We start from the raw sequence: 19,735 nt of genomic DNA, 5'->3' as shown, positions 1-19,735 counted from the left end.
GTCCCATCCCGCCCGCACCGACGAGCACGAGCCGGACCGGCCTGATGGCGTCCGCGAGCGTCGCGAAGCCACCGTCGACAGGAGCACTCATCGCGCGAGCGCCCCTTCGTATCCGCGGCCGTTGTAGAAGTCCTCGGTCTCGTACCGCAGGAGGACCGGCACCGCGCGTTCCGGACGCAGCGTCTGCGCCCACCGGACGCCGTTCGCGAGGACGCGACGGACGTGCTCGTGGTGGTAGACGGGGTAGTCCTGGTCGCCGGGGGAGAAGAAGAAGATCTTGCCGAAGCCGCGCTTGTAGGTCATGCCGGAACGGAAGACCTCGCCACCGGTGAAGGTCGAGAGGAAGACGAGCTCGTCGGGCGCGGGGACGTCGAAGAACTCGCCGTACATCTCCTGCGCCGGGATGATGAACGGGTGCGGGATCCCCTGGGCGATCGGGTGGGTGGGGTCGACGGTCCAGACGATCTCGCGGTCCTCCTCCGACCGCCACCGGAGCGTGCACGAGGTGCCCATGAGCTTGCCGAAGATCTTCGACCAGTGGCCGGAGTGCAGCACGAGCAGACCCATACCGGCGAGCACGTGCTGGTGCACGCGCTCGACGACCTCGTCGGCGACCTCGCCGTGAGCCGCGTGGCCCCACCAGACGAGCACGTCGGTCGCGGCGAGCACCTCCTCGGTGAGCCCGTGCTCCGGTTCGTCGAGCGTGGTCGTGGTGACCACGGCGTCGGCGCCGAGGTGCTCTTCGATGCCCTCCTTGATGGTCGTGTGCATGCCGTCCGGGTAGATGGCGCGGACCTTCTCCTCGATCTGCTCGTGGCGGTTCTCGCCCCAGACGAGGACGCGGATGGGGGTGCTGCTGTCGGACATGGTGGTGCTCCTTCGAGGATGCGTTGCGTGGTCGGAGAGGGTGTCGGAGTGGTCGTCGGTCATTTCACGGCACCGCCCGTGGCGCCCGCTGCGATGAACCGCTGGGCGATGACGAGCAGCAGGATCGCGGGCAGGGACGAGAGGACGGCGGTCGCCATCACCGCGCTCCAGTTCGAGACCTGCGAGCCGAGGTACTGGTAGATGCCGAGCGTCACTGGCCGGACGTCCTCCGTCGTCGTCAGCGTCAGGGCGAACAGGAAGTCGCTCCAGGAGAAGAGGAAGGCGAACAGACCGGCGGTGATGAGCACGTTGCGGCTCACCGGGAGGACGATCGAGACGAAGGCCCGCACGTGCCCGGCGCCGTCGACCCGCGCCGCCTCCACGATCGACGGCGGGATGGTCTGCATCGACGCCCGCAGGATGAGGATCGCGAACGGGATGGCGTGCGAGGCGTCGGCGAGGATCAGCCCGGGGATCGAGTTGAGCAGGCCGAGGTCGTTGTACGCCGAGTAGAGGGCGTTCGCGATCACGATGCCCGGGATCATCTGGGCGATCAGGATCACGAGGAGGGCAATGCTGATCCACCGGAACCGGAACTGCGCGAGGGCGTAGGCCGCCGGGGCCGCGATCGCGAGGCTGAGGACGACGGTTCCGAGCGAGATGACGAGGCTCGTGACGAGGTGCCCGCCCTGGTCGGCGATCGCCTTCTCGTACCCGGCGAAGCTCGGGTTGACCGGGAAGAAGTCCCCGGTGAGCGTGTTGCCGGAGGGCTGCAGGGACGCGTTCACCATCCAGTAGACGGGGAAGAGCATGATCGCGAGGATGAGGATGCCGAGGACGGTGTAACCGAGGTGGCGCCGGTCGCCGCGGTGGCGACGCGGGCCGACCGGGGCGAAGCGGCGCGTCTGCCGGCCGCCGGTCACGATGCTGGTCGTGGTCATGAGGGTCCGTGTCCTTACTCGTCGACCGCGCGTCGGTTCACGCGCAGGTAGACGATGGCGAAGAGGAGCGAGATGACGATGAGGATGTTGCTGAAGGCCGCACCGACACCGAACTCGAAGTTCACGAACGACTCCTGATACGACCGCACCGCGAGGGTCTGGGTGGCGTTCGCTGGCCCGCCGTTCGTGAGGCCGAGGATGATGTCGAGCACCTTGATCGTGTAGACGACGCCGAGCACGAGCACGACGCTGACCACGGGGCGGAGGTTCGGCCAGGTGATGTGGCGGAACGCCTTCCAGCCGGTCGCGCCGTCGAGCGCTCCCGCCTCGTAGAGCTCGTCGGGGATGTCCTGGAGGCCGCCGTAGAGGATCGTGACGTTGAACGGGATGCCGATCCAGATGTTGACGAGGACGACCGCGAACAGGGCCACCGACGGGCTCGTCAGCCAGGGGACGCCCGACAGGCCGATGGAGCCGAGGGCTGCGTTCAGGACGCCGCTGTCCTGGTCGAGGATCGACCGCCAGGTGGCGCTCGACACGATCAGGGGGAGGAGCCAGGGGAGCAGCAGCATCGCGCGGAGGAACGAGCTCAGGGGGAAGCGACGCTTGAAGAACACGGCGAGCGCGAGCCCGATCACGAACTGCCCGGCGATCGACCCCACCGTGAACAACGCCGTGTTGAGCAGCGCCGGTGTGAACAGTTGGGAACTGAACACGGTCACGTAGTTCGCGAACCCGACCCACGGCGCCTCGCCCGTGAAGAACGTCTTCGTCGTGTACTCCTGGAAGCTCATCGTGACGTTCTTGACGACCGGATAGCCGAAGAAGAGGACGATGTAGAGCGCTGCGGGGAGGACGAAGCCGAGCTTGATCAGGTCTTCCCGGCGGAAGCGTCGGCTCCGGCGGCCGGCCCCGGCGGGGGTGCGCTTGGTCGGCGCGCCCCCGTCGGTGCCGCTGGACCGCTGGCCGGTCTTCCGGGCCTGGAGCGATGCTCCGGCGATGCCACTGCTCATCGGGATCAGCCCGCGGCCGCCTGCTTGAACGCCTCTTCAGGCGTCGCCTGCCCGGTCAGGGCGAGCTGGATGGCGGTGTAGATCTCGGTCGCGGCCTCGGGCCACTCCTCGCCGAGCTCGCCGGTGCGCGAGCGGGCGTTGGCGACCTGCTCGGTGAACGCGGCCATCTCGGGGACCTTCGCGACGTACTGCTCGGCCAGGGCCGTCTTCGTCGGGACGGTGAAGCGGGCCTCCGCGAGGGCCAGCTGGTTCTCGTCGCTCGAGATGCACTCGACGAACTTCGCCGCCTTCGCCTGCTTGTCCTTGTCGCCGGTCACGGGGACGGTCCACACCTCGCCGCCGAGCGGGGCGACGGGCGTCTGGCCGGCCTTGTTGACCGGAACCTGCACGCTGCCGTACTTGAGGTTCGTGTCGGCGCTGAGGGCCGGGATCTGCCACGGACCGTTGATCATCATCGCGGCCTTACCGGCCATGAACTGGTCGTTCACGTCGGCCTGTGACCAGTTGATGACGCTCTTCGACGCCGACCCCGAGTTCACGAGGTCGACCTGCAGCTGGAGCGCCTCGGCGACGGCGGGCGTCGTGAGGTCGGCCTCGTCGCCGCCGTTGGTCCACATGAACGGCAGGAACTGCCAGCTGCCCTCGTAGGTGGCGATGGAGCTGAAGGCCAGCCCGTAGGTGTCGCCCTCGGTCAGTGCCGCCGCGGCCGTCTTGAGTTCGTCCCACGTGGTCGGCGGGGTGATGCCCTTCGCCGCGAGGAGGTCCTCGTTGTAGAAGAGGCCGAGGGTGTTGACCGTCGGCGCCAGGCCGTAGACCTCGCCCTCGTAGCTCGCCGCGTCGAGGATGCCCTTCGCGAAGCCCGAGGTGTCGACGCCGTAGTCGCTGAGTGGCGAGAGTCCGCCGGTCGCGGCGATCTCCTGGACGTCCGGGTTGTCGAGCATGAGGACGTCGGGCAGCGTCTTGGACGACGACTGCTGGAGCACCTTCTGGATGAGGTCCTTGCCGGGGACGGTTTCGCGCTTGATCTTCACGCCGACGTCGTCCGCGCACCGGTCGAGGGCGTCGCCCACGAGGGTCTTGTCGGGTTCGTTGTTGTAGTAGTCGAGGATCGTGAGGGTGCCGGCGTCGCCTCCAGCCGCCGCGCCACCGCCACCGCTGCACGCGGTGAGGGCGAACGGGGTGATCGCGAGGATCGCGAGCGATCCGAGCACGTGCGGCCGACGGATGATGCGTGGCCGGGTGTCGCGGGTGGTCGTGGATCTCATGTCATGGCTCCTTTGCCTGGTGAGTGGTGATCGTGATGCGGTGGTGATCGTGATGCGGTGGTGATCGTGATGCGGTGGTGATCGTGGTGCGGTGGGTGGTTCGGTCAGTGGTCGAGTGGGATCCAGGTGGCACCTGCGTCGGCGCTCGCCGAGACCGCGGCGAGCACGCGCTGCACCCGGAGGCCGTCGGCGAAGCCCGGTTCGAGCGCCCGGCCGGCGGCGAGGTCGCGGGCGAGGTCGGCGACCTCGTGGACGAAGGTGTGCTCGTAGCCGAGGCCGTGGCCGGCCGGCCACCAGGCGTCCGCATACGGGTGACCGGGTTCGGTGACGAGGATGCGCCGGAAGCCCGCCTCCTCGGCCGGGAGGGTGTGGTCGTGGAACTGCAGCTCGTTCATGCGCTCGAAGTCGAAGACGAGCGATCCATCGGAACCGTCGACCTCGAGCCGCATCGCGTTCTTGCGACCGGTGGCGAAGCGGGTGGCCTCGAAGGTCGCCAGGGCGCCGCCGTCGGTCCGGGCGATGAACACGACCGCGTCGTCGACGGTCACCCGCCCGGTGAGCGGCTCCGTGGCCTCGCCATCCTCTGGGTCGTCGCCCGCGGTGGCGCTGAGGCCGCTCGACGAGGTGGGGAGCGGCCGCTCGGTGACGAAGGTCGAGGTCAGGGCGCTCACGCCGGTCAGCTCCTGCCCGGTGACGAACCGTGCGAGATCGATGATGTGGGCGCCGAGGTCACCGAGCGCACCGGAGCCAGCCTGGTCGGCGTCGAGTCGCCAGACGAGCGGGAAGGTGGGATCCGCGATCCAGTCCTGCAGGTACTGAGCACGGATGTGGCGGATCGTCCCGAGGCGACCGTCGGTGACGAGCCGTCGCGCATAGGCGAGCGCGGGGGTGCGCCGGTAGCTGAAGCCGACCATCGCGTGCACGCCGCGCGCCGCCGCCCGTTCGGCCGCGGCGTTCATCCGCTCGGCCTCCTCCATCGTGTTCGCGAGCGGCTTCTCGCACAGGACGTGGATGCCGGCGTCGAGTGCGGCGATCGCGATCTCGGCGTGGAGGTGGCCCGGGGTACAGATGTCGATCACGTCGACGTCGCCTCGGGTGAGGAGCGCTCGCCAGTCGGTCTCGACGTCGGCGATCCCGAACCGGTCGGCGAACGCGCGGGCGGCGTCGGCGTCGCGACCGCAGGCGGCGACGAGGTCGACTCCGCGGCCGAGGTCGAAGAAGCGGGGAGCGGTGGTCCAGGCCTGCGCGTGGATCGTGCCCATGAAGCTGTACCCGACGATCGCGACGCGCAGTGGCTGCTCGGTCCGGTGGTCGTCGGTGGTCGGTACAGGCATCAGCACGGCTCCTTCGCCGGTCGAGGTCGGATCGCGCAGACCAGAAAGTTAACCGGTTTACTACGCGCTTCGGGAATCAGCATGCACCGCGTCGTCGGACTCGTCAAGGAGCAATTTAACCGGTTTACCGAATCGTGATCCGTGAGAGACTGACCGGACAGCACCGCACCTGAACGGGGATCCATGGCAACGATGCGTGACGTCGCGCGACTCGCAGGGGTCTCGGTCGCCACGGTGTCGTTCGTCGTCAACGATTCGAAGCCGGTGTCCCCGGCCACCCGACTGCGGGTGGAGTCGGCGATGGTCGAGCTGGACTTCCGCCGGAACGCGGTCGCCCGCGCGCTCGCGAGCCGTCGGACCCGCATTATCGCACTGCTGTTCCCGGTGCTGCAGCATCGGTTGTCGGATACGGCGGCCCGCTTCTTCACGGGGGCTGCGGAGGCCGCTGCCGAACTCGGCTACACCGTCGTCCTCTGGCCGGAACCGGACGATCCGGACGCGCTCCGTGACCTCACCTCTGATGGCCTCATCGACGGCGTCATCCTCATGGAGGTGCGTCTCGACGACCGACGCGTCGACCAGCTCCTCGCGGCGAAGACCCCGCTCACACTCATCGGCCGCACGCGTGACCCATCAGGCCTCGACTACGTGGACGTCGACTTCGAGGGCATGGTCGAGCAGTCGATAGATCGGTTGCAGGCGCTCGGCCACCGCGACCTCGTGCTCCTGGAGGAACCGGAGCGCGAGGACCTCGACGGGTACGGGCCGGTGGTCCGTGTCCGGGAGACGTTCCACGCCGTCTGCGCCGCCCGTGGACTCCGTGGCCGGACGCTGCGGTGCCCACCGAACCCCGCGGGAGGTCGTGCGTTCGCCACGACGCTGCTCGAGGAGGCGCCCGAGGCCACCGCACTACTCGTCCTCAACGATCGGGCTGCCGTCGGATTCGTGAGCGAACTCGGCCGGCTCGGCGTCTCGGTTCCGCGTGACCTGTCGGTCGTCCTCATCGGCTCGACCACGGAGGTGTCGGAGACCGCGGACCCCGAACTCGCCGTCCTGGTCTCGCCCGCCGCCCAGCTCGGCCGGATGGGCGTCGAGACCCTCGTCGGCCGTCTCGACGGCACTCTCGGCGAGTTGCGCCACGAACTCGTCATGGGTGCCTTCCTCGAGGGCGCGTCTCTCGCACCGCCGCCCGGTTGAGCCAACTCGTCGCGTGCGTGGCCTTCGACCGACCGGTCACCGCACCTCAGGGTGCCGGGAGGACTCCGCCGCTCGGTTCGCGATCGCCCGGTGCCTTGCCTGCCCGATCAGTGATTGGGTGTAGCCGACGCGGTTCATGGTGTCGTGTCGGGCGAAGTCGGTCGAGATCGGGACCTGCTCGGTGTAGGTGTACGGGCCGGCCTGGACGTTCACGGAGACGAACCCCGAGACACGCCTCTCCTTCGCGAAGAGGAACAGCAGGCTGAGGAAGAAGAACCAGATCAACACGATGACCAGCACGATGGCCCACGCCGGGGTGTGGGTGGTCGTCGAGGTCTGATCGCTCGACGTCACGTTGACGTCCGCGAGCGGCCACGTGCCGGCGGGTGTCATGATCACGTCCTCAGTGACCCTGATGTTCCCGATCTGGACGAGGAGGGGCTGTGGCATCGGCGGGAGCTGGCTGGTCATGGGCATCGACCATAACCAATCGGTTCAGATCGCCGCCGGAGTTCTCCACAGCCCACGGTGGAGTGGAGGCCGGGTCGTGGAGCCCCGCCGCCGTCATGGTCGTTGGAGGCCGATCCGCGGGTAGAGCGCACGGAGCGTCTGGTCCAGCCCGCCCGTGAGCGAGCTGGCGCCGTGGTCGCCGCCCGGTATCGCGAAGGTCTGGACCTTCCAGCCGGCCGACGTCGCGGTGGCTGCGGCGCGCCGCATCATGTCGGTGTAGACCGCGTCCGCCGTCCCAGCGGAGAAGAACGCCTCCGTGTCGGCGTAGTTCGTCTTCGCCATGATGGTCGACGGTTTGATCGCGTCGTACGCGTTCTGGTCGCCGTTGAACATCACGCGCAGGTTTTCCGCCGGGAGCCCGGCTCCGGGATACTCCTCACCCGAGACACTGACGACGTTGCCGAAGGTCTGCGGGTACTTGGCTCCGTAGTAGATCGCACAGCTGCCGCCGGCCGAGTATCCGGCCACCGTCCAATCCTTCGGCGATTGGAGGATGTGCAGGTTCGCCTTCGCCCAGGGGAGCACGTCCTGCGTGACGTACGTCTCCACCTTCCCGTACCGCCCGTCGATGCACAGCGGATCCGCGGAAGGGTCGCCGAGCTGATCCACGACGAGCGCGATGGGAGCGAGCCCCTGGTGGCCGGCGGCGATCGCGTCGAGCGCCTCGCCGATCCACTTCGCGTCGGGGTCGCCCGGTTGTCCCATCATCATGAGGACGAACGGGAGCGCCGGGGGATCCTTCACGAGCGCGGCGGGTGGGTAGTAGATCTGCGCCGGGCGTGCGTCGAACCCGGAGTTCGTGTTCGGGATCCGGTCGCCTGTGGGGAGCGGGCCGAACCTGCCCGTCTTCGGCAGGTCGGCCGGCGGCTTCCACGTCTCGTACAGTGGACGGGCCGGATCGCCGGTGGGCGTGCTCGTCGGCGTCACGAGGGTGATCGGCTTGCGGTTCTGGACGTGGAACATCGACCCGAGGGTGGTCTGGACGCCGTACGCGCCGTTGACGCCCAGCGCCGCGGTCGCGCCGAAGACGAGGATGCACGCGACGGCGATGACGCGCCGCTTCCACGAGACGCGCCAGCAGATCGTGAGGACGGCGAGCGCGATGCCGGCGAAGACGCCGATCAACCAGGGCTCCGCGGAGCGGATCAACGGCCCGCCGAAGAGGTTGAGCACGTCGAAGACCAGCCAGACCGTCCCCAGGGCGAGGAGCGCGCCCGCCAGGAGGGCGATGGCGGCGCTCAGGTACCACAGCAGCCCGGACCGACGGATGACGAGGTACAGCAGGCCGGCGATGCTGAGCCCGTCGAGCACCCAGACGAGGGGACCGTCGATGACGTCGAGGTTCCACAGCCAGTCCATCGGTGCTCCATCCTGCGTACCGCGATGGTTGTCAGGCTAAGCGGCCATCCGGTGCCGGACAAGGGTCGTTGGGCGTCCTCACGGGCTCGCCCATAGGATTGAGGGGTTCCGGGAGCGGGCGCCAGCCAGGCGTCAGCACCGGAAGGTACCGCCGCGTGGCAAGCGGCACGGAGGATCCACACCCATGGCAGAGCAGTCCCATCTCGAGTCCGTCATCACCCTGGCCCAGCACCGCGGCTTCGTCTTCCCCTCGGGAGACATCTACGGCGGTACGCGGTCTGCGTGGGATTACGGGCCACTGGGCGTCGAGCTCAAGGAGAACATCAAGCGCCAGTGGTGGAACGCGTTCGTGCGTGGCCGCGGCGACATGGTCGGTCTCGACTCCGCCGTCATCCTGCCCACCCCGGTCTGGGAGGCGTCCGGTCACGTCAAGGTCTTCAGCGACCCGCTGACCGAATCGCTCATCACCCACAAGCGGTACCGGGCCGACCACCTGTTCGAGGCGTACGAGGCCGAGCACGGCCACCCGCCGGAGAACGGCCTCGCCGACATCCCCGACCCCGAGCACCCCTCGAAGGTCGGCCAGTGGACCGAGATCCGTCAGATGTCCGGCCTCCTGAAGACCTTCCTCGGTGTCGTCGACGACGAGTCTGGTCTCCACTACCTGCGTCCCGAGACCGCGCAGGGCATCTTCACGAACTTCGCGAACGTGCTGCAGACGGCCCGCAAGAAGCCGCCGTTCGGCATCGGCCAGATCGGCAAGGCCTTCCGCAACGAGATCACGCCCGGCAACTTCATCTTCCGCACTCGCGAGTTCGAGCAGATGGAGATCGAGTTCTTCGTCGAGCCCGGCACGGACGACGAGTGGCAGCAGACCTGGATGGACCTCTGCTGGGCCTGGTTCATCGACCTCGGCATGACGCCCGACAACATCCGTTGGTTCGAGCACCCGCAGGAGAAGCTGGCGCACTACTCGAAGCGCACCGTCGACATCGAGTACAAGTTCGGCTTCGCCGGCAGCGAGTGGGGCGAGCTCATGGGTGTCGCGAACCGCACCGACTACGACCTCAAGGTGCACGCCGAGCAGTCCGGCAAGGACCTCAGCTACTTCGACCAGGCCAAGAACGAGCGGTACATGCCGTACGTCATCGAGCCGTCCTTCGGTCTGACCCGTGCGCTCATGGCCTTCCTCGTCGACGCGTACGAGGAGCAGGAGCTGCCGCCGAACGCCAAGGGCAAGATCGAGAAGCGCACCGTGCTGCACCTCGACCCGCGTCTCGCGCCCGTCAAGGTCGCCGTGCTGCCGCTGTCCCGCAACGAGGCGCTGTCGCCGCTCGCCCGCCAGATCGGCGACGAGCTGCGCGGCTCGTGGAACATCGACTTCGACGACTCGGGTGCGATCGGCCGCCGCTACCGTCGTCAGGACGAGATCGGCACCCCGTACTGCGTGACCGTCGACTTCGACTCGCTTGAGGACAACGCCGTGACGGTCCGCGACCGCGACAGCATGCAGCAGGAGCGTGTCGCCATCGACGAGCTGTACGCCTACCTCGCCACCCGCCTCAAGGGCGCGTAGGCCTCCGCCGCACACCTGAACGCCCGCTCGCCCATGTATGGGCGAGCGGGCGTTTCTTCGCCCGAGAATGGGCGAACGGATGCGGATCGCTCGGGTTAGGCGTTGCCGAGTGAGGTGTCGAGGAACGCGAGCGTCTTCACCCAGGCGTCGGCGGCCGCGTCCTCACGGTAGGTGATCGTGTTGGTGTCGTTGAAGAAGGCGTGACCGGCCTCGGGGTAGACGGTCGCGGTGAACTCGACCCGCGCGTCCTCCATCGTCGTGGTCAGCTCGGGCAGGCTCTTCATGAGGCCCTCGTCCTGGTCACCGTAGAACGCGAGGACGGGGCAGGCGATGCTCGTCACGGCCTCGGGCTCGGGCGGGTAGCCGTAGAACGGGACGGCGGCGCGGATGCGGCGGTCGGCCGCGGCGAGCGCGAAGCTGTAGCCGCCGCCGAAGCAGAAGCCGACGACGGCGACGCGGCCGTCGATCCCATCCTGGTCGAACAGGGCGTCGACGGCCTTCCCCAGATACCCGAGCGCCTCCTCGGCGTACTCGGGCGACTTCGAGGCCGAGAGCTTCTCGCGCAGCTTCGGCTGTGCCGCGGTCCTCGTCGCCTCGTCGCTGTTGAAGACGAGGCTCTCCAGCTCCGCACCGATCTCGGGCGTGACGCCGGCACCACTCAGGATGTCGGGCGCGATGACGAGGTACCCCTCCGCGGCGAAGCGGTCGGCGACGTCGGTGATGTGCGGGACGAGGCCCCAGATCTCGTGGATGAGCACGAGCCCGCCGCGGAGTTCGACGCCCTTCGGCGGGTCGGCGCGGTAGGCGGTGAGGCCCTTGGTCAGCGTGATGGTCGTCATATCGCCAGTGTTCCAGCCGACCCTCCGCTCCGGCTGGGGGTTGCGCTGCCTCGCGAGTTATCCACAGATCCTGAACGAGCATCCGACCTGATGTTTCAGATGACTACAGTCGAGCTGTGGCGTGCCCACGGGCCGGCTCTCCTCACCGCGAGGCGGCCCCTGGACCTCGACCCACTCCGCTCGGAGTCGTCGACATGCCGACCTGCCCCCTCGTTCCATCCGCGATCAACACCCTCGGAGGTTCTCTCGTCGTGCCCGTTCGACCACTCGCCATCGTCGGCCTGTCCGCCCGCTTCGGTGGCGCGGCAGACGCCCACCAGTACTGGCACAACATCCTGGCGGCCCGACGCAGCGGCTCCGCCGTCCCGCGCTCGAGATGGGATCACGCCACCTTCTTCGCGCCGCACGACCCCAGAGCGGTGCATCACGCCTACTCCGACCAGGGGTCCTTCATCGACGACGTCGAGCAGTTCGCGGCGCGGCACTTCCGCATCCCGCCCAGCCGGGCGCACGCGATGGACCCGCAACATCGCCTGCTCCTCGAGGCTGCGCGAGCCGCCTGGATCGACGCCGGGTTCGAACGTCGTCGTGTCGACCGGTCGTCCATCGGCGTGTTCGTCGGGATGGCTGCGAACGACTACCGCGAACTCACCTCCCTCCGCATCCGGGCGAAGTTCCTCGGCGACGACTCCATCCATCCCGAGCCCGCCGCAGCGGACCTCGGGGCGGCGATGGCGGCGCGCGTCGCCGGCGTGCGTCCGTTCCACGCGTTCTCGATGCCCGGGTGCCTGCCGAACATGGGGCCGGCGCTGGTGAGCAGCACGCTCGACCTCGGCGGCCCGAGCTTCGCCGTCGACGCCGCTTGTTCCAGCAGCCTCGTCGCGCTGCACCAGGCGGTCGCCGCCATCCGATCCGGGCAGTGCTCGGCGGCGCTCGTCGGCGGCGTCAACCTGAGCCTCGTCCCGGATGCGATGGTCGCCTTCTCGCGGATCGGTGCACTGTCACGGAACGGGGTGTGCCGACCGTTCGACGGCGATGCCGACGGATTCCTCCTCGGCGAGGGCGTCGGCATGATCGTGGTCAAACCGCTCGAGGCCGCCATCGACGACCACGACGACGTCTATGCGGTCATCCGCGGCTCCGGGGTGTCCAACGACGGCCGGGCCGAAGGGCCGATGACGCCGACGACGGATGGACAGCTGGCGGCGCTCCGCCGGGCCTACGAGGACGCCGCGGCCGACCCCGCCGACCTGGGCGTCGTCGAGGCGCACGGCACGGCCACCCCGGTGGGCGACCGCACCGAGCTGGAATCGCTGGCGGCGCTGCGTCGTCTCGGGGCATCGCCGCGCCGGACCGCCACGGTCACGGCCGTGAAGGCGCTCGTGGGGCACACGATGGCGGCGGCCGGGATCGCCGGCATCGTCAAAGCGGCGCTCATGGCGAGGCATCAGGCCGTCCCCGGGCAGCCCCGTCTGCGTTCGGAGGCGCACTCCGAGGCGCTCCGAGACGGCCGCCTGGCGCTCGCCTCCCGCACCATCGACCCGGGCGACGACGGTCTGGGCCTCATCGGCGTCAGCTCGTTCGGGTTCGGCGGCACCAACGCGCACGTGGTGCTCGAATCACCGCCGACGCGAGCAGGTCGAGTCCGTCGGCGTGCCGCTGGGGGACCGGCCGACGAAACGCTCCCGCACCTCCTCGTGTTCTCGGCCGCCGACCTCACGCTGCTCGGCGAGCACCTTCGTGCGGTCCTCGCCGTCCTCGAGGCCGCCGACGCACCGTCCATCGCCGGCCTCGCACGGACCCTGAACTCTCGGGCGCTCGCGAGCACCCGTCTGGCGATCGTGTGCCGCACCGCCGCCGAGCTGATCTCCGGGCTGTCGGCCGCCTTGGAGCAGCTCGCCCACGGAACCACCGGGGTGATCTCCGCGGACGTCTGCACCGGGGTCCATGTCGACGAGGCCGCTCGGCGGATCGCCTTCGTCTTCCCCGGGCAGGGCAGCCAGACCCCGCGGATGCAGTCGGACCTCCTCGATCGATTCCCCGCCTTCCGTGCAGCGGCCGAGACCTTGAACGAGCAGGTGCTCGAGGAGACCGGGGTCGATGTGCTCGCGGCGCTCTCCGCGGCCGACGCCGACACCCCCTCCGGAATCGACCGTCTGACGTCCACCGAGGTCTGCCAACCCGCGCTCGCGGTGACGGCGCTCGCCACTGTGGCGCTGTTGCGCGAGATCGGCGTGGAGCCCGACCTCGTCCTCGGGCACAGCGTCGGCGAGCTTCCCGCCCTGGCGTCGGCGGGCGCGCTCGATGCGCCCGACGCCGTGCGGCTGGCCGCGGTCCGAGGACACCACATGCGATCCGCTGCGACGCGACCCGGCGACGGCATGACGGCCCTCGGCTGCGACGCCGAGCAGGTCGCAGCGCTCGTCAGCGGCATCGACGACGCGTGGATCGCGGCCGCCAACGATCCCCGGCAGACGGTGGTGAGTGGAACCGGCGAGGCCCTGCGAGCCGTCGCGGAACGGTGCGTCGAGCACGGGGTGTCGACTCAACCCCTGCGCGTCGCCACCGGGTTCCACTCGCCTCTGCTCGAGCCGATCCGGCCGGCCCTCGTGGCGGACCTGTCGCGGTTCCGGCCTCGCGCGCCGCAGGTGCAGCTCGTATCGACCGTGACGGGCCGCACGGTCGAGACGGGCGAGGAGCTGGGTCGTCAGCTCGAGGAGAACGTCTTCTCCACGGTGCGGTTCCGCGAGGCGATCGAGTCGGCGTCCGCATCCGACGTCGGCGTCTACGTCCAGATCGGTGGGGGGTCGGCGCTGCTCGGGTCCGTCCGACGCTCCCTGGGTGACGCGCCCGACGTACACGTCATCCCGAGCAGCGCGTCGGCGCCGGACGACGCGGCGACCTTCCTCCGACTCATCGGTCGGCTGACGGTGCTGGGCGCCGACCTCGACCTGGCATCGCTCGTCCCACCAGACACCGCGGGTGTGGCGCTGCCGATCGCGCCGCTGCCGACCGAGCCGTACTGGGTCGTCCGCCCGGACGCCGCCGCCCCGACGGCCACACCCCGAGAACCCACATTCGAGCCGCACCGACCACCCTCCCCCGTCGAACAGGATCCCCACTCCATGCACCACAACCCTCACGACCTGCCGTCCTCCCCCCTCGCCGGACGACCGTCGGCAGGACCGCCGATCCAGCCGCGAGCCGCCGACGCCCAGGCCGACCACCTGCCCGGACTGCTCGCCCTCATGAACCGCCAGCTGAGCCTCATCGAGGGTTCCGGGCAGGCCGGACATGCGCCCGCGTCGACGAATCCGTTCCGTTGGTCGACGGAACCCGGCTCGCCGCAGTCGGAGGTGGTCGCCCGGATGGGCCTCGCAGCCTCCCGGTCGCATCGTGCCGAATCCGACGCGGTCATCCTCGGCATGGTGTCGCGCATCAGCGGGTTCCCGCTGGATCTGATCCGGCCCGACATGCACCTCGTCGAGCAGCTGGGATTCGATTCGCTGATGATGCGTGAGCTGATCACCCAGCTGCACACGGAGTGGCCATCGTTGCCGACCCCCGCCCAGCTCGGCGAGCGCTTCGCCGGACGGCCCACCGTCGAGCAGGTGCTGGACGGCGTCGGCTCCCTGCTGCACCCGTTCGCCGAGGAGCCGCAGCACCGGCTCCCGCGGGTCGAGACGAACCCGGTGGCTGCTGCTTCCCCGGCGCCGGCCGACCGCCCGACCCGATGGACCGAGGCCGACGCCCGCATCGAGTGCTTCCCGGAGGCGGTCGCCATGCGGGAACGCCGGCAGCAGACGGACCGCAACCCTTACTTCCTGCTGCATGAGGGGATCATCGACGCCACGACGACGATCGGCGACGCCCAGCTCGTGAGCTTCTCGAGCTACAACTACCTCGGTGTCACCGGCCACCCCGTGGTCGCCGAGACGATCGCCGACGCCGTGGCCCGATACGGCAGCTCGGTGTCCGCCAGCCGGTTCCTGTCCGGTGAGCGCCCGATCCATGCCGAGCTCGAGCAGGAGCTCGCCGACCTCCTCCAGGTGGAGTCGGCACTCACCCTGGTGAGCGGCCACGCGACGAACGTGAGCGTCATCGGGCACCTGGTGGAGCCGGGGGACCTCATCGTCCACGACAGCCTCGCGCACGACAGCATCATCCAGGGGGCGAAACTCTCCGGAGCCACCCGGCGGTCCTTCCCCCACAACGACGTGAACGCGCTCGACGAGCTCCTCAGCGCGATCCGCGGCGGGTTCCGCCGAGTCCTCATCGTCGTGGAGGGCGTCTACAGCATGGACGGCGATCTCGTGCCGCTCCCGCAGCTCATCGAGCTGAAGCGGCGGCACGGCGCACTGGTGCTCGTCGATGAGGCGCACAGCATCGGAACGGTGGGCGCCAACGGGGGCGGGGTCGGCGAGTTCTTCGGCGTCGACCGCTCGGACATCGACCTCTGGTCCGGCACGATGTCGAAGTCGCTCGCCGGATGCGGCGGCTACGTCGGTGGCACCGCCGCCGCGATCGACTACCTCAAGTACTCCGTGCCCGGGTTCGTGTACAGCGTCGGCATCACCCCGGCGAACGCGGCCGCGTCACTCGCCGCCCTCCGGCTCATGCGCGACGAGCCCGAGCGCCTCAGCCGCCTGCGGCAGAACGCCGACCGCTTCCGCGAGACGGCCCGGGCCGCCGGCATCGACATCGGCGACAGCGCCGACTCGCCCGTCGTGCCGTGCATCGTCGGCAGCTCGGAACGGGCACTCGCCCTGGCGACGGCGCTCTTCGACCACGGCTTCAGCGTCAACCCGATCCTGTACCCGGCCGTGCCGGACGACCAGGCGCGGCTCCGCTTCTTCATCACCGCGGAGCACACCACCGAGCAGATCCAGCGGGTCGTGGACATCACGGCATCCGAACTCAACCGCATCACCCACGACATGAAGGTATCCGCATGACGAACCACTCCAGAACGACACCCAGACGACGGGCGGTGATCACGCTCCTGATCGGCCTGGTGTTCGCGATCGTGGCGGGCATCGCGGGGGCCGACGTCCTCGACAACCTCAAAACGGGCGGGTTCGACGACCCGCAGTCCGACTCCGTGGCCGCAGCGGACGTGCTCGCCGACCGGTTTCCGGGCAGCGACCCGAAACTCGTCCTCGTCGTGGACGTCTCCGACGGACTCGACAGCGCCGCCGGCAGGGAGGCGCTCGACGACATCGTCGGCGCTGTGGACGAGGTGGACGGCGCCAGCGTCACCGGTTCCTACGCCGACTCGGAGCAGCTGCGGAGCGGCACCGACCGCGGCGTCGTGCTCGTGGCGCTCGCCGGAGACGAGGACACCGTGCAACGCGCGACCACCGCGCTCCGCGGGACGATCACCGACGAGGTGACGTCGGCCACGGTCCGGTTCGGCGGCATCGCGGGGATCAACGACGACCTGAACGCGCAGGTCAAGACGGACATCATCGTCGCGGAGACGATCGCCATCCCGATCACCCTCGTGCTGCTGTTCTTCGCGTTCCGTGGAGTGGTGGCCGCGCTGCTGCCCGTCGGCGTCGCGGGCGTCACGATCCTCGGTTCCCTCGGCCTGCTGAACGTGGTCGCGCAGCTCACCTCGGTCTCCCTGTTCGCGGTCAACCTCGTCACCGCATTGGGCCTCGGACTCGCCATCGACTACTGCCTGCTGTTCCTCACCCGCTATCGGGACGAACGCTCGGGCGGAGCCACCGACGAGGAGGCGTTGCGGATCGCTCGGCGGACGACCGGCCGGACCATCGTGTTCAGCGGCGTCGTCGTCGCCGCGGCGCTCGCCACCCTGATGCTGTTCGACCAGTACTTCCTGCGCTCGTTCGCCATCGCGGGACTCGTCATCGTGGCCTGCTCCGTGGTGGGCGCGGTCGTCCTGCTGCCCGCCGCCCTCACCCTCCTGGGTCGCCGGATCGACTGGGGCCGTCTGCGCTCCCGCCGCCCGGCCGGGGCCGAGGGCCGGTTCTGGTACCGGGTGGGCGACCACACGTATCGCCGTCCGTGGTTGGCGGTGCCCGTGATCGCGCTGCTCATCGCCATGGCCGCGCCGTTCGCGCACGCGGAGTTCGGGGTGCCCGACGAACGAGTGCTCCCCGCCGGCGCCGAGAGTCGTGTCGTGGCGGACATCATGCGGTCCGACTTCGACGTCGCCGAGGCGGACGCCGTCTCCGTCGTCACCGAGGACTGGGCGGGGACGGACCGCGAGCTCGACGAGTACGCCGCCGAACTCTCCTCGATCACGGGCGTCGAGGCCGTCACGACGTCCCTCGGCAGCTTCGTCGACGGACGCCTCGTGGCCCCGGCCGACGCGCGGACGGAGCAGCACTTCCGCGACGGTTCGGCGCTCTGGCTGCAGGTCGCGACCGACGTCGTCCCGTACTCGCCCGAGGGCTCGGAGCTCGTCCGCGACGTCCGTGCGGTGGACCCTGGAGCCGCCTCGACCGTCCTGGTCGGTGGCCTCGCGGCGCAGATGATCGACATCGGTGACTCCATCTCGGCGCGTCTGCCGTTCGCCGCCGCGGCCATCGCGCTCATGACGCTGATCATCCTCTTCCTGTTCACGGGGAGCGTGCTGCTCCCGATCAAGGCGCTGGTGCTGAACGTGGTCGGTCTGGTCGGCATCCTGGGCGTCATCGTGTTCCTCTTCCAGGACGGCAACCTGTCGGACGTGCTCGGCTTCACCCCGTCGCCCATCGCCATCTCGATCCCGATCCTGCTGTTCTGCATCGCCTTCGGGCTCTCGATGGACTACGAGGTGTTCCTCCTCGCTCGGATCCAGGAACGGTTCCGTGCCACGGGCGATCTCGCGGAGGCGGTGCGGAGCGGACTCGGCGCGAGCGGTCCGATCATCACGGCCGCAGCGGCGATCCTCGCGGTGTCGTTCTTCGCCATGGCGACCTCCGGAGTGTCGATCATCAAGATGCTCGGCATCGGAACCGGTATCGCGATCCTCATCGACGCCATCCTGATCCGCGGCGTGCTCGTCCCGGTCTTCATGCGCGTCGCCGGGCGATACAACTGGTGGGCGCCGCGGTGGCTCGCGGCGATCCATCGCCGCATCGGGATCACGGAGGACTGAATGGACTCGCGGTTCAGCGGCCTGTCGGCCGATGACGACCTCTCGGCGCTCGTGTCCGAGGCGGCTCGCGCGGCGAACGCCCACAACACGCAGCCGTGGGTCGTGGACCCTCAGGGCGACGAACTCGTCCTCCGCCGGGATGGCACCCGCACCCTCGGCGCGAGCGATCCGCGAGGACGCGACACGATGTTGTCGTTCGGGGCGTTCGTCGAGTCACTCCTCATCTGTGCGGCCTCCGCCGGTGTCGGACTGCGCTTCGAGGCTGCAACCGGCGGTGACGCGGAGACCGATGAGGTCGGCCGGTTCTCGCGCCACCCGGAGGGCTACCGGACGAGGTTCTCCTCGGCGGACGTCCGTGGACGACGCGTCTGGCGAGGGCGATGGCGGGACGGCGCTCCCGGACCGGACCTCCTCCAGGAGGCCGCGGTGGAGGCGGAGCGCAGGGGTTTCCGGCTCGTCTCCATGCCGACCCGGGACGCGCGCCCGATCCTCGTGCGAGCCAACCGGTGGTTCTTCGGCGAGCGGGCGATCGTCGCCGAGCTCGATCAGTGGACCAGGCTCTCACCAAGACATCCGCGGTACGACGAGGACGGCCTCAACGACGCGATGCTCGTGCTGTCGACGGTCGAACGAGCCGGCCTGCGGACGCTGATCAGCCCGCGGGTGTTCCGCGCGCTTCGCGGCGTCGGGCTGCCCGGGTTGTTGGCGAGGATGTCGGCCTCCGCGACCCAGGGCTCCGGCGCCGTCCTCGGTGTCGTTGGACCCACCGGGGCCCGGCATGAACTCGCCGCGGGGCGACTGCTCACCCGGCTCTGGCTCGGCTTCCAGCGCCACGGCCTGTACGTGCACCCGCAGAGCGCGCCGCTCGACTGTCCGGAGACCCGGGCCGTGCTCGACGAACGCTGGAACGTCGCCCGGGACGAGCAGCTCGTCGCCTGGTTCCGAGTCGGCATCCCCGCCTCCGATCCCACGGCGCGCGTGGCGTCCCCGCGTCGCTCGGGTGGCTGAATCCGCAGCCGCGGTGGTCGACGCTCTCCGGATGCAGGTGCCGCCGGGCGTCGTCGTCTCGGCGTCCGTCGGCACCGCATCCGGGCCGTTCCGGGCCCGTCCGACCTCGGCTGGTCGCAGCGCCGAATCCCGCTCGGCGCGCGACTGCGCCAGGGCGGCACTCGCGATGCTCGGCCAGCGCTCCACGGACATCCCGACGGGGGAGGGCGGGCAACCGGTCTGGCCGGCCGGCTTCGTCGGGAGTCTCTCGCACTGCCCCGGTTTCACGATCGCAGCCGTCGGTCGCGTCGGCGTCGCGAGCGCCATCGGGATCGACGTCGAGGTGCACCGGCCCATCCGTCCCGCCGTCGCGGCGACGATCGTCTGCGGGAGTGAGGCGTCCATGCTCGCGCGACTCGCCTCGAGCCATCCGGCCGTCGCGTGGGGCGCCGTGCTGTGGAGCGTCAAGGAGAGCGTCTTCAAGGCGTGGTACCCGCTCACCGGGCGATGGGTCGACTACACGGCATGTGAGGTCGTGATCCACCCGGATCGGGGCTCGTTCGATGCGCGGGTCGTCGCGCCGGCCGGCCCGACCACGCCGCGCACCTTCGCCGGCCGATGGTCGGTGGTGGGCACCCACCTCTGCAGCGTCGTCATCGTTCCGGTCTCGCGGCGACAGGACGGGGACCGGCTGATCCGGTCCGCGCGGGTACCGTTGAGGACGATGTCGTAGACCGCA

At 69.6% G+C, this 19,735-nt stretch carries 14 protein-coding genes; 6 read left to right on the top strand and 8 right to left on the bottom strand.

Annotated elements, in window-relative coordinates:
- Window positions 1-87: 87 nt before the first annotated feature.
- From A4X17_RS09520 to A4X17_RS09500, 5 genes are all read right to left on the bottom strand, one after another.
- Complete coding sequence (locus tag A4X17_RS09520; protein WP_064295429.1) at window positions 88-867, bottom strand: ThuA domain-containing protein; 780 nt, start codon at window positions 865-867, stop codon at window positions 88-90.
- Window positions 868-926: 59 nt separating this feature from the next.
- On the bottom strand, window positions 927-1,808 hold the full coding sequence (locus A4X17_RS09515) for a carbohydrate ABC transporter permease (RefSeq protein WP_082916066.1): 882 nt from the start codon (window positions 1,806-1,808) through the stop codon (window positions 927-929).
- A 14-nt stretch (window positions 1,809-1,822) separates the two neighbouring features.
- On the bottom strand, window positions 1,823-2,821 hold the full coding sequence (locus tag A4X17_RS09510; RefSeq protein WP_082916065.1) for a carbohydrate ABC transporter permease: 999 nt from the start codon (window positions 2,819-2,821) through the stop codon (window positions 1,823-1,825).
- 5 nt (window positions 2,822-2,826) lie between these two features.
- Window positions 2,827-4,086, bottom strand: coding sequence for an ABC transporter substrate-binding protein (locus tag A4X17_RS09505; protein ID WP_082916064.1), 1,260 nt, complete (start codon window positions 4,084-4,086; stop codon window positions 2,827-2,829).
- A gap of 104 nt (window positions 4,087-4,190) precedes the next feature.
- Window positions 4,191-5,420, bottom strand: coding sequence for a Gfo/Idh/MocA family protein (locus A4X17_RS09500; protein ID WP_064295428.1), 1,230 nt, complete (start codon window positions 5,418-5,420; stop codon window positions 4,191-4,193).
- Window positions 5,421-5,603: 183 nt separating this feature from the next.
- Between A4X17_RS09500 and A4X17_RS09495 the strand changes: the two genes are divergently transcribed.
- Window positions 5,604-6,617, top strand: coding sequence for a LacI family DNA-binding transcriptional regulator (locus A4X17_RS09495; protein WP_231884346.1), 1,014 nt, complete (start codon window positions 5,604-5,606; stop codon window positions 6,615-6,617).
- A gap of 36 nt (window positions 6,618-6,653) precedes the next feature.
- Here A4X17_RS09495 and A4X17_RS09490 read toward each other — a convergent pair whose 3' ends face one another.
- Both A4X17_RS09490 and A4X17_RS09485 read right to left on the bottom strand, forming a co-directional pair.
- Window positions 6,654-7,088 carry a hypothetical protein gene (locus A4X17_RS09490; protein WP_064295426.1) on the bottom strand — a complete coding sequence of 145 codons (435 nt, stop codon included), beginning with the start codon at window positions 7,086-7,088 and terminating at the stop codon, window positions 6,654-6,656.
- Window positions 7,089-7,181: 93 nt separating this feature from the next.
- Entirely contained in the window at window positions 7,182-8,486 is a 1,305-nt protein-coding gene (locus A4X17_RS09485) for an esterase family protein (RefSeq protein WP_064295425.1), read from the bottom strand.
- Window positions 8,487-8,670: 184 nt separating this feature from the next.
- On the opposite strand from A4X17_RS09485, the gene A4X17_RS09480 reads away from it, so the two are divergent.
- Window positions 8,671-10,062: a glycine--tRNA ligase gene (locus tag A4X17_RS09480; RefSeq protein WP_064295424.1), complete on the top strand. Its 1,392-nt coding sequence runs from the start codon at window positions 8,671-8,673 to the stop codon at window positions 10,060-10,062.
- Window positions 10,063-10,157: 95 nt separating this feature from the next.
- Here A4X17_RS09480 and A4X17_RS09475 read toward each other — a convergent pair whose 3' ends face one another.
- Window positions 10,158-10,901: a dienelactone hydrolase family protein gene (locus A4X17_RS09475; RefSeq protein WP_064295423.1), complete on the bottom strand. Its 744-nt coding sequence runs from the start codon at window positions 10,899-10,901 to the stop codon at window positions 10,158-10,160.
- 251 nt (window positions 10,902-11,152) lie between these two features.
- On the opposite strand from A4X17_RS09475, the gene A4X17_RS09470 reads away from it, so the two are divergent.
- From A4X17_RS09470 to A4X17_RS09455, 4 genes are read left to right on the top strand one after another with little or no spacing between them, the layout of a single operon-like run.
- Window positions 11,153-15,856 (top strand): type I polyketide synthase, encoded by a 4,704-nt coding sequence (locus tag A4X17_RS09470; RefSeq protein WP_197479049.1) that lies wholly within the window; start codon window positions 11,153-11,155, stop codon window positions 15,854-15,856.
- On the top strand, window positions 15,853-18,009 hold the full coding sequence (locus tag A4X17_RS09465; RefSeq protein ID WP_082916062.1) for an MMPL family transporter: 2,157 nt from the start codon (window positions 15,853-15,855) through the stop codon (window positions 18,007-18,009). The genes A4X17_RS09470 and A4X17_RS09465 overlap by 4 nt, the downstream gene beginning before the upstream one ends.
- Entirely contained in the window at window positions 18,010-19,017 is a 1,008-nt protein-coding gene (locus A4X17_RS19455) for a hypothetical protein (protein ID WP_064295421.1), read from the top strand. It abuts the gene before it with no gap.
- On the top strand, window positions 19,010-19,729 hold the full coding sequence (locus A4X17_RS09455; protein ID WP_064295420.1) for a 4'-phosphopantetheinyl transferase: 720 nt from the start codon (window positions 19,010-19,012) through the stop codon (window positions 19,727-19,729). Before A4X17_RS19455 ends, A4X17_RS09455 begins: the two co-directional genes overlap by 8 nt.
- Window positions 19,730-19,735 lie beyond the last annotated feature (6 nt).

This window comes from Plantibacter sp. H53 (assembly GCF_001650455.1).
Taxonomy (GTDB): domain Bacteria; phylum Actinomycetota; class Actinomycetes; order Actinomycetales; family Microbacteriaceae; genus Plantibacter; species Plantibacter flavus_A.
The sequence above is the reverse complement of the archived record's forward strand: the minus strand, read 5'-3'. Positions and strand labels throughout refer to the sequence as shown.

Bases quoted from the DNA above. Each gene is read 5' to 3' on its own strand.
- A4X17_RS09520 (WP_064295429.1), bottom strand. From the start codon at position 867: ATGTCCGACAGCAGCACCCCCATCCGCGTCCTCGTCTGGGGCGAGAAC.
- A4X17_RS09515 (WP_082916066.1), bottom strand. From the start codon at position 1,808: ATGACCACGACCAGCATCGTGACCGGCGGCCGGCAGACGCGCCGCTTC.
- A4X17_RS09510 (WP_082916065.1), bottom strand. From the start codon at position 2,821: ATGAGCAGTGGCATCGCCGGAGCATCGCTCCAGGCCCGGAAGACCGGC.
- A4X17_RS09505 (WP_082916064.1), bottom strand. From the start codon at position 4,086: ATGAGATCCACGACCACCCGCGACACCCGGCCACGCATCATCCGTCGG.
- A4X17_RS09500 (WP_064295428.1), bottom strand. From the start codon at position 5,420: ATGCCTGTACCGACCACCGACGACCACCGGACCGAGCAGCCACTGCGC.
- A4X17_RS09495 (WP_231884346.1), top strand. From the start codon at position 5,604: ATGGCAACGATGCGTGACGTCGCGCGACTCGCAGGGGTCTCGGTCGCC.
- A4X17_RS09490 (WP_064295426.1), bottom strand. From the start codon at position 7,088: ATGACCAGCCAGCTCCCGCCGATGCCACAGCCCCTCCTCGTCCAGATC.
- A4X17_RS09485 (WP_064295425.1), bottom strand. From the start codon at position 8,486: ATGGACTGGCTGTGGAACCTCGACGTCATCGACGGTCCCCTCGTCTGG.
- A4X17_RS09480 (WP_064295424.1), top strand. From the start codon at position 8,671: ATGGCAGAGCAGTCCCATCTCGAGTCCGTCATCACCCTGGCCCAGCAC.
- A4X17_RS09475 (WP_064295423.1), bottom strand. From the start codon at position 10,901: ATGACGACCATCACGCTGACCAAGGGCCTCACCGCCTACCGCGCCGAC.
- A4X17_RS09465 (WP_082916062.1), top strand. From the start codon at position 15,853: ATGACGAACCACTCCAGAACGACACCCAGACGACGGGCGGTGATCACG.
- A4X17_RS19455 (WP_064295421.1), top strand. From the start codon at position 18,010: ATGGACTCGCGGTTCAGCGGCCTGTCGGCCGATGACGACCTCTCGGCG.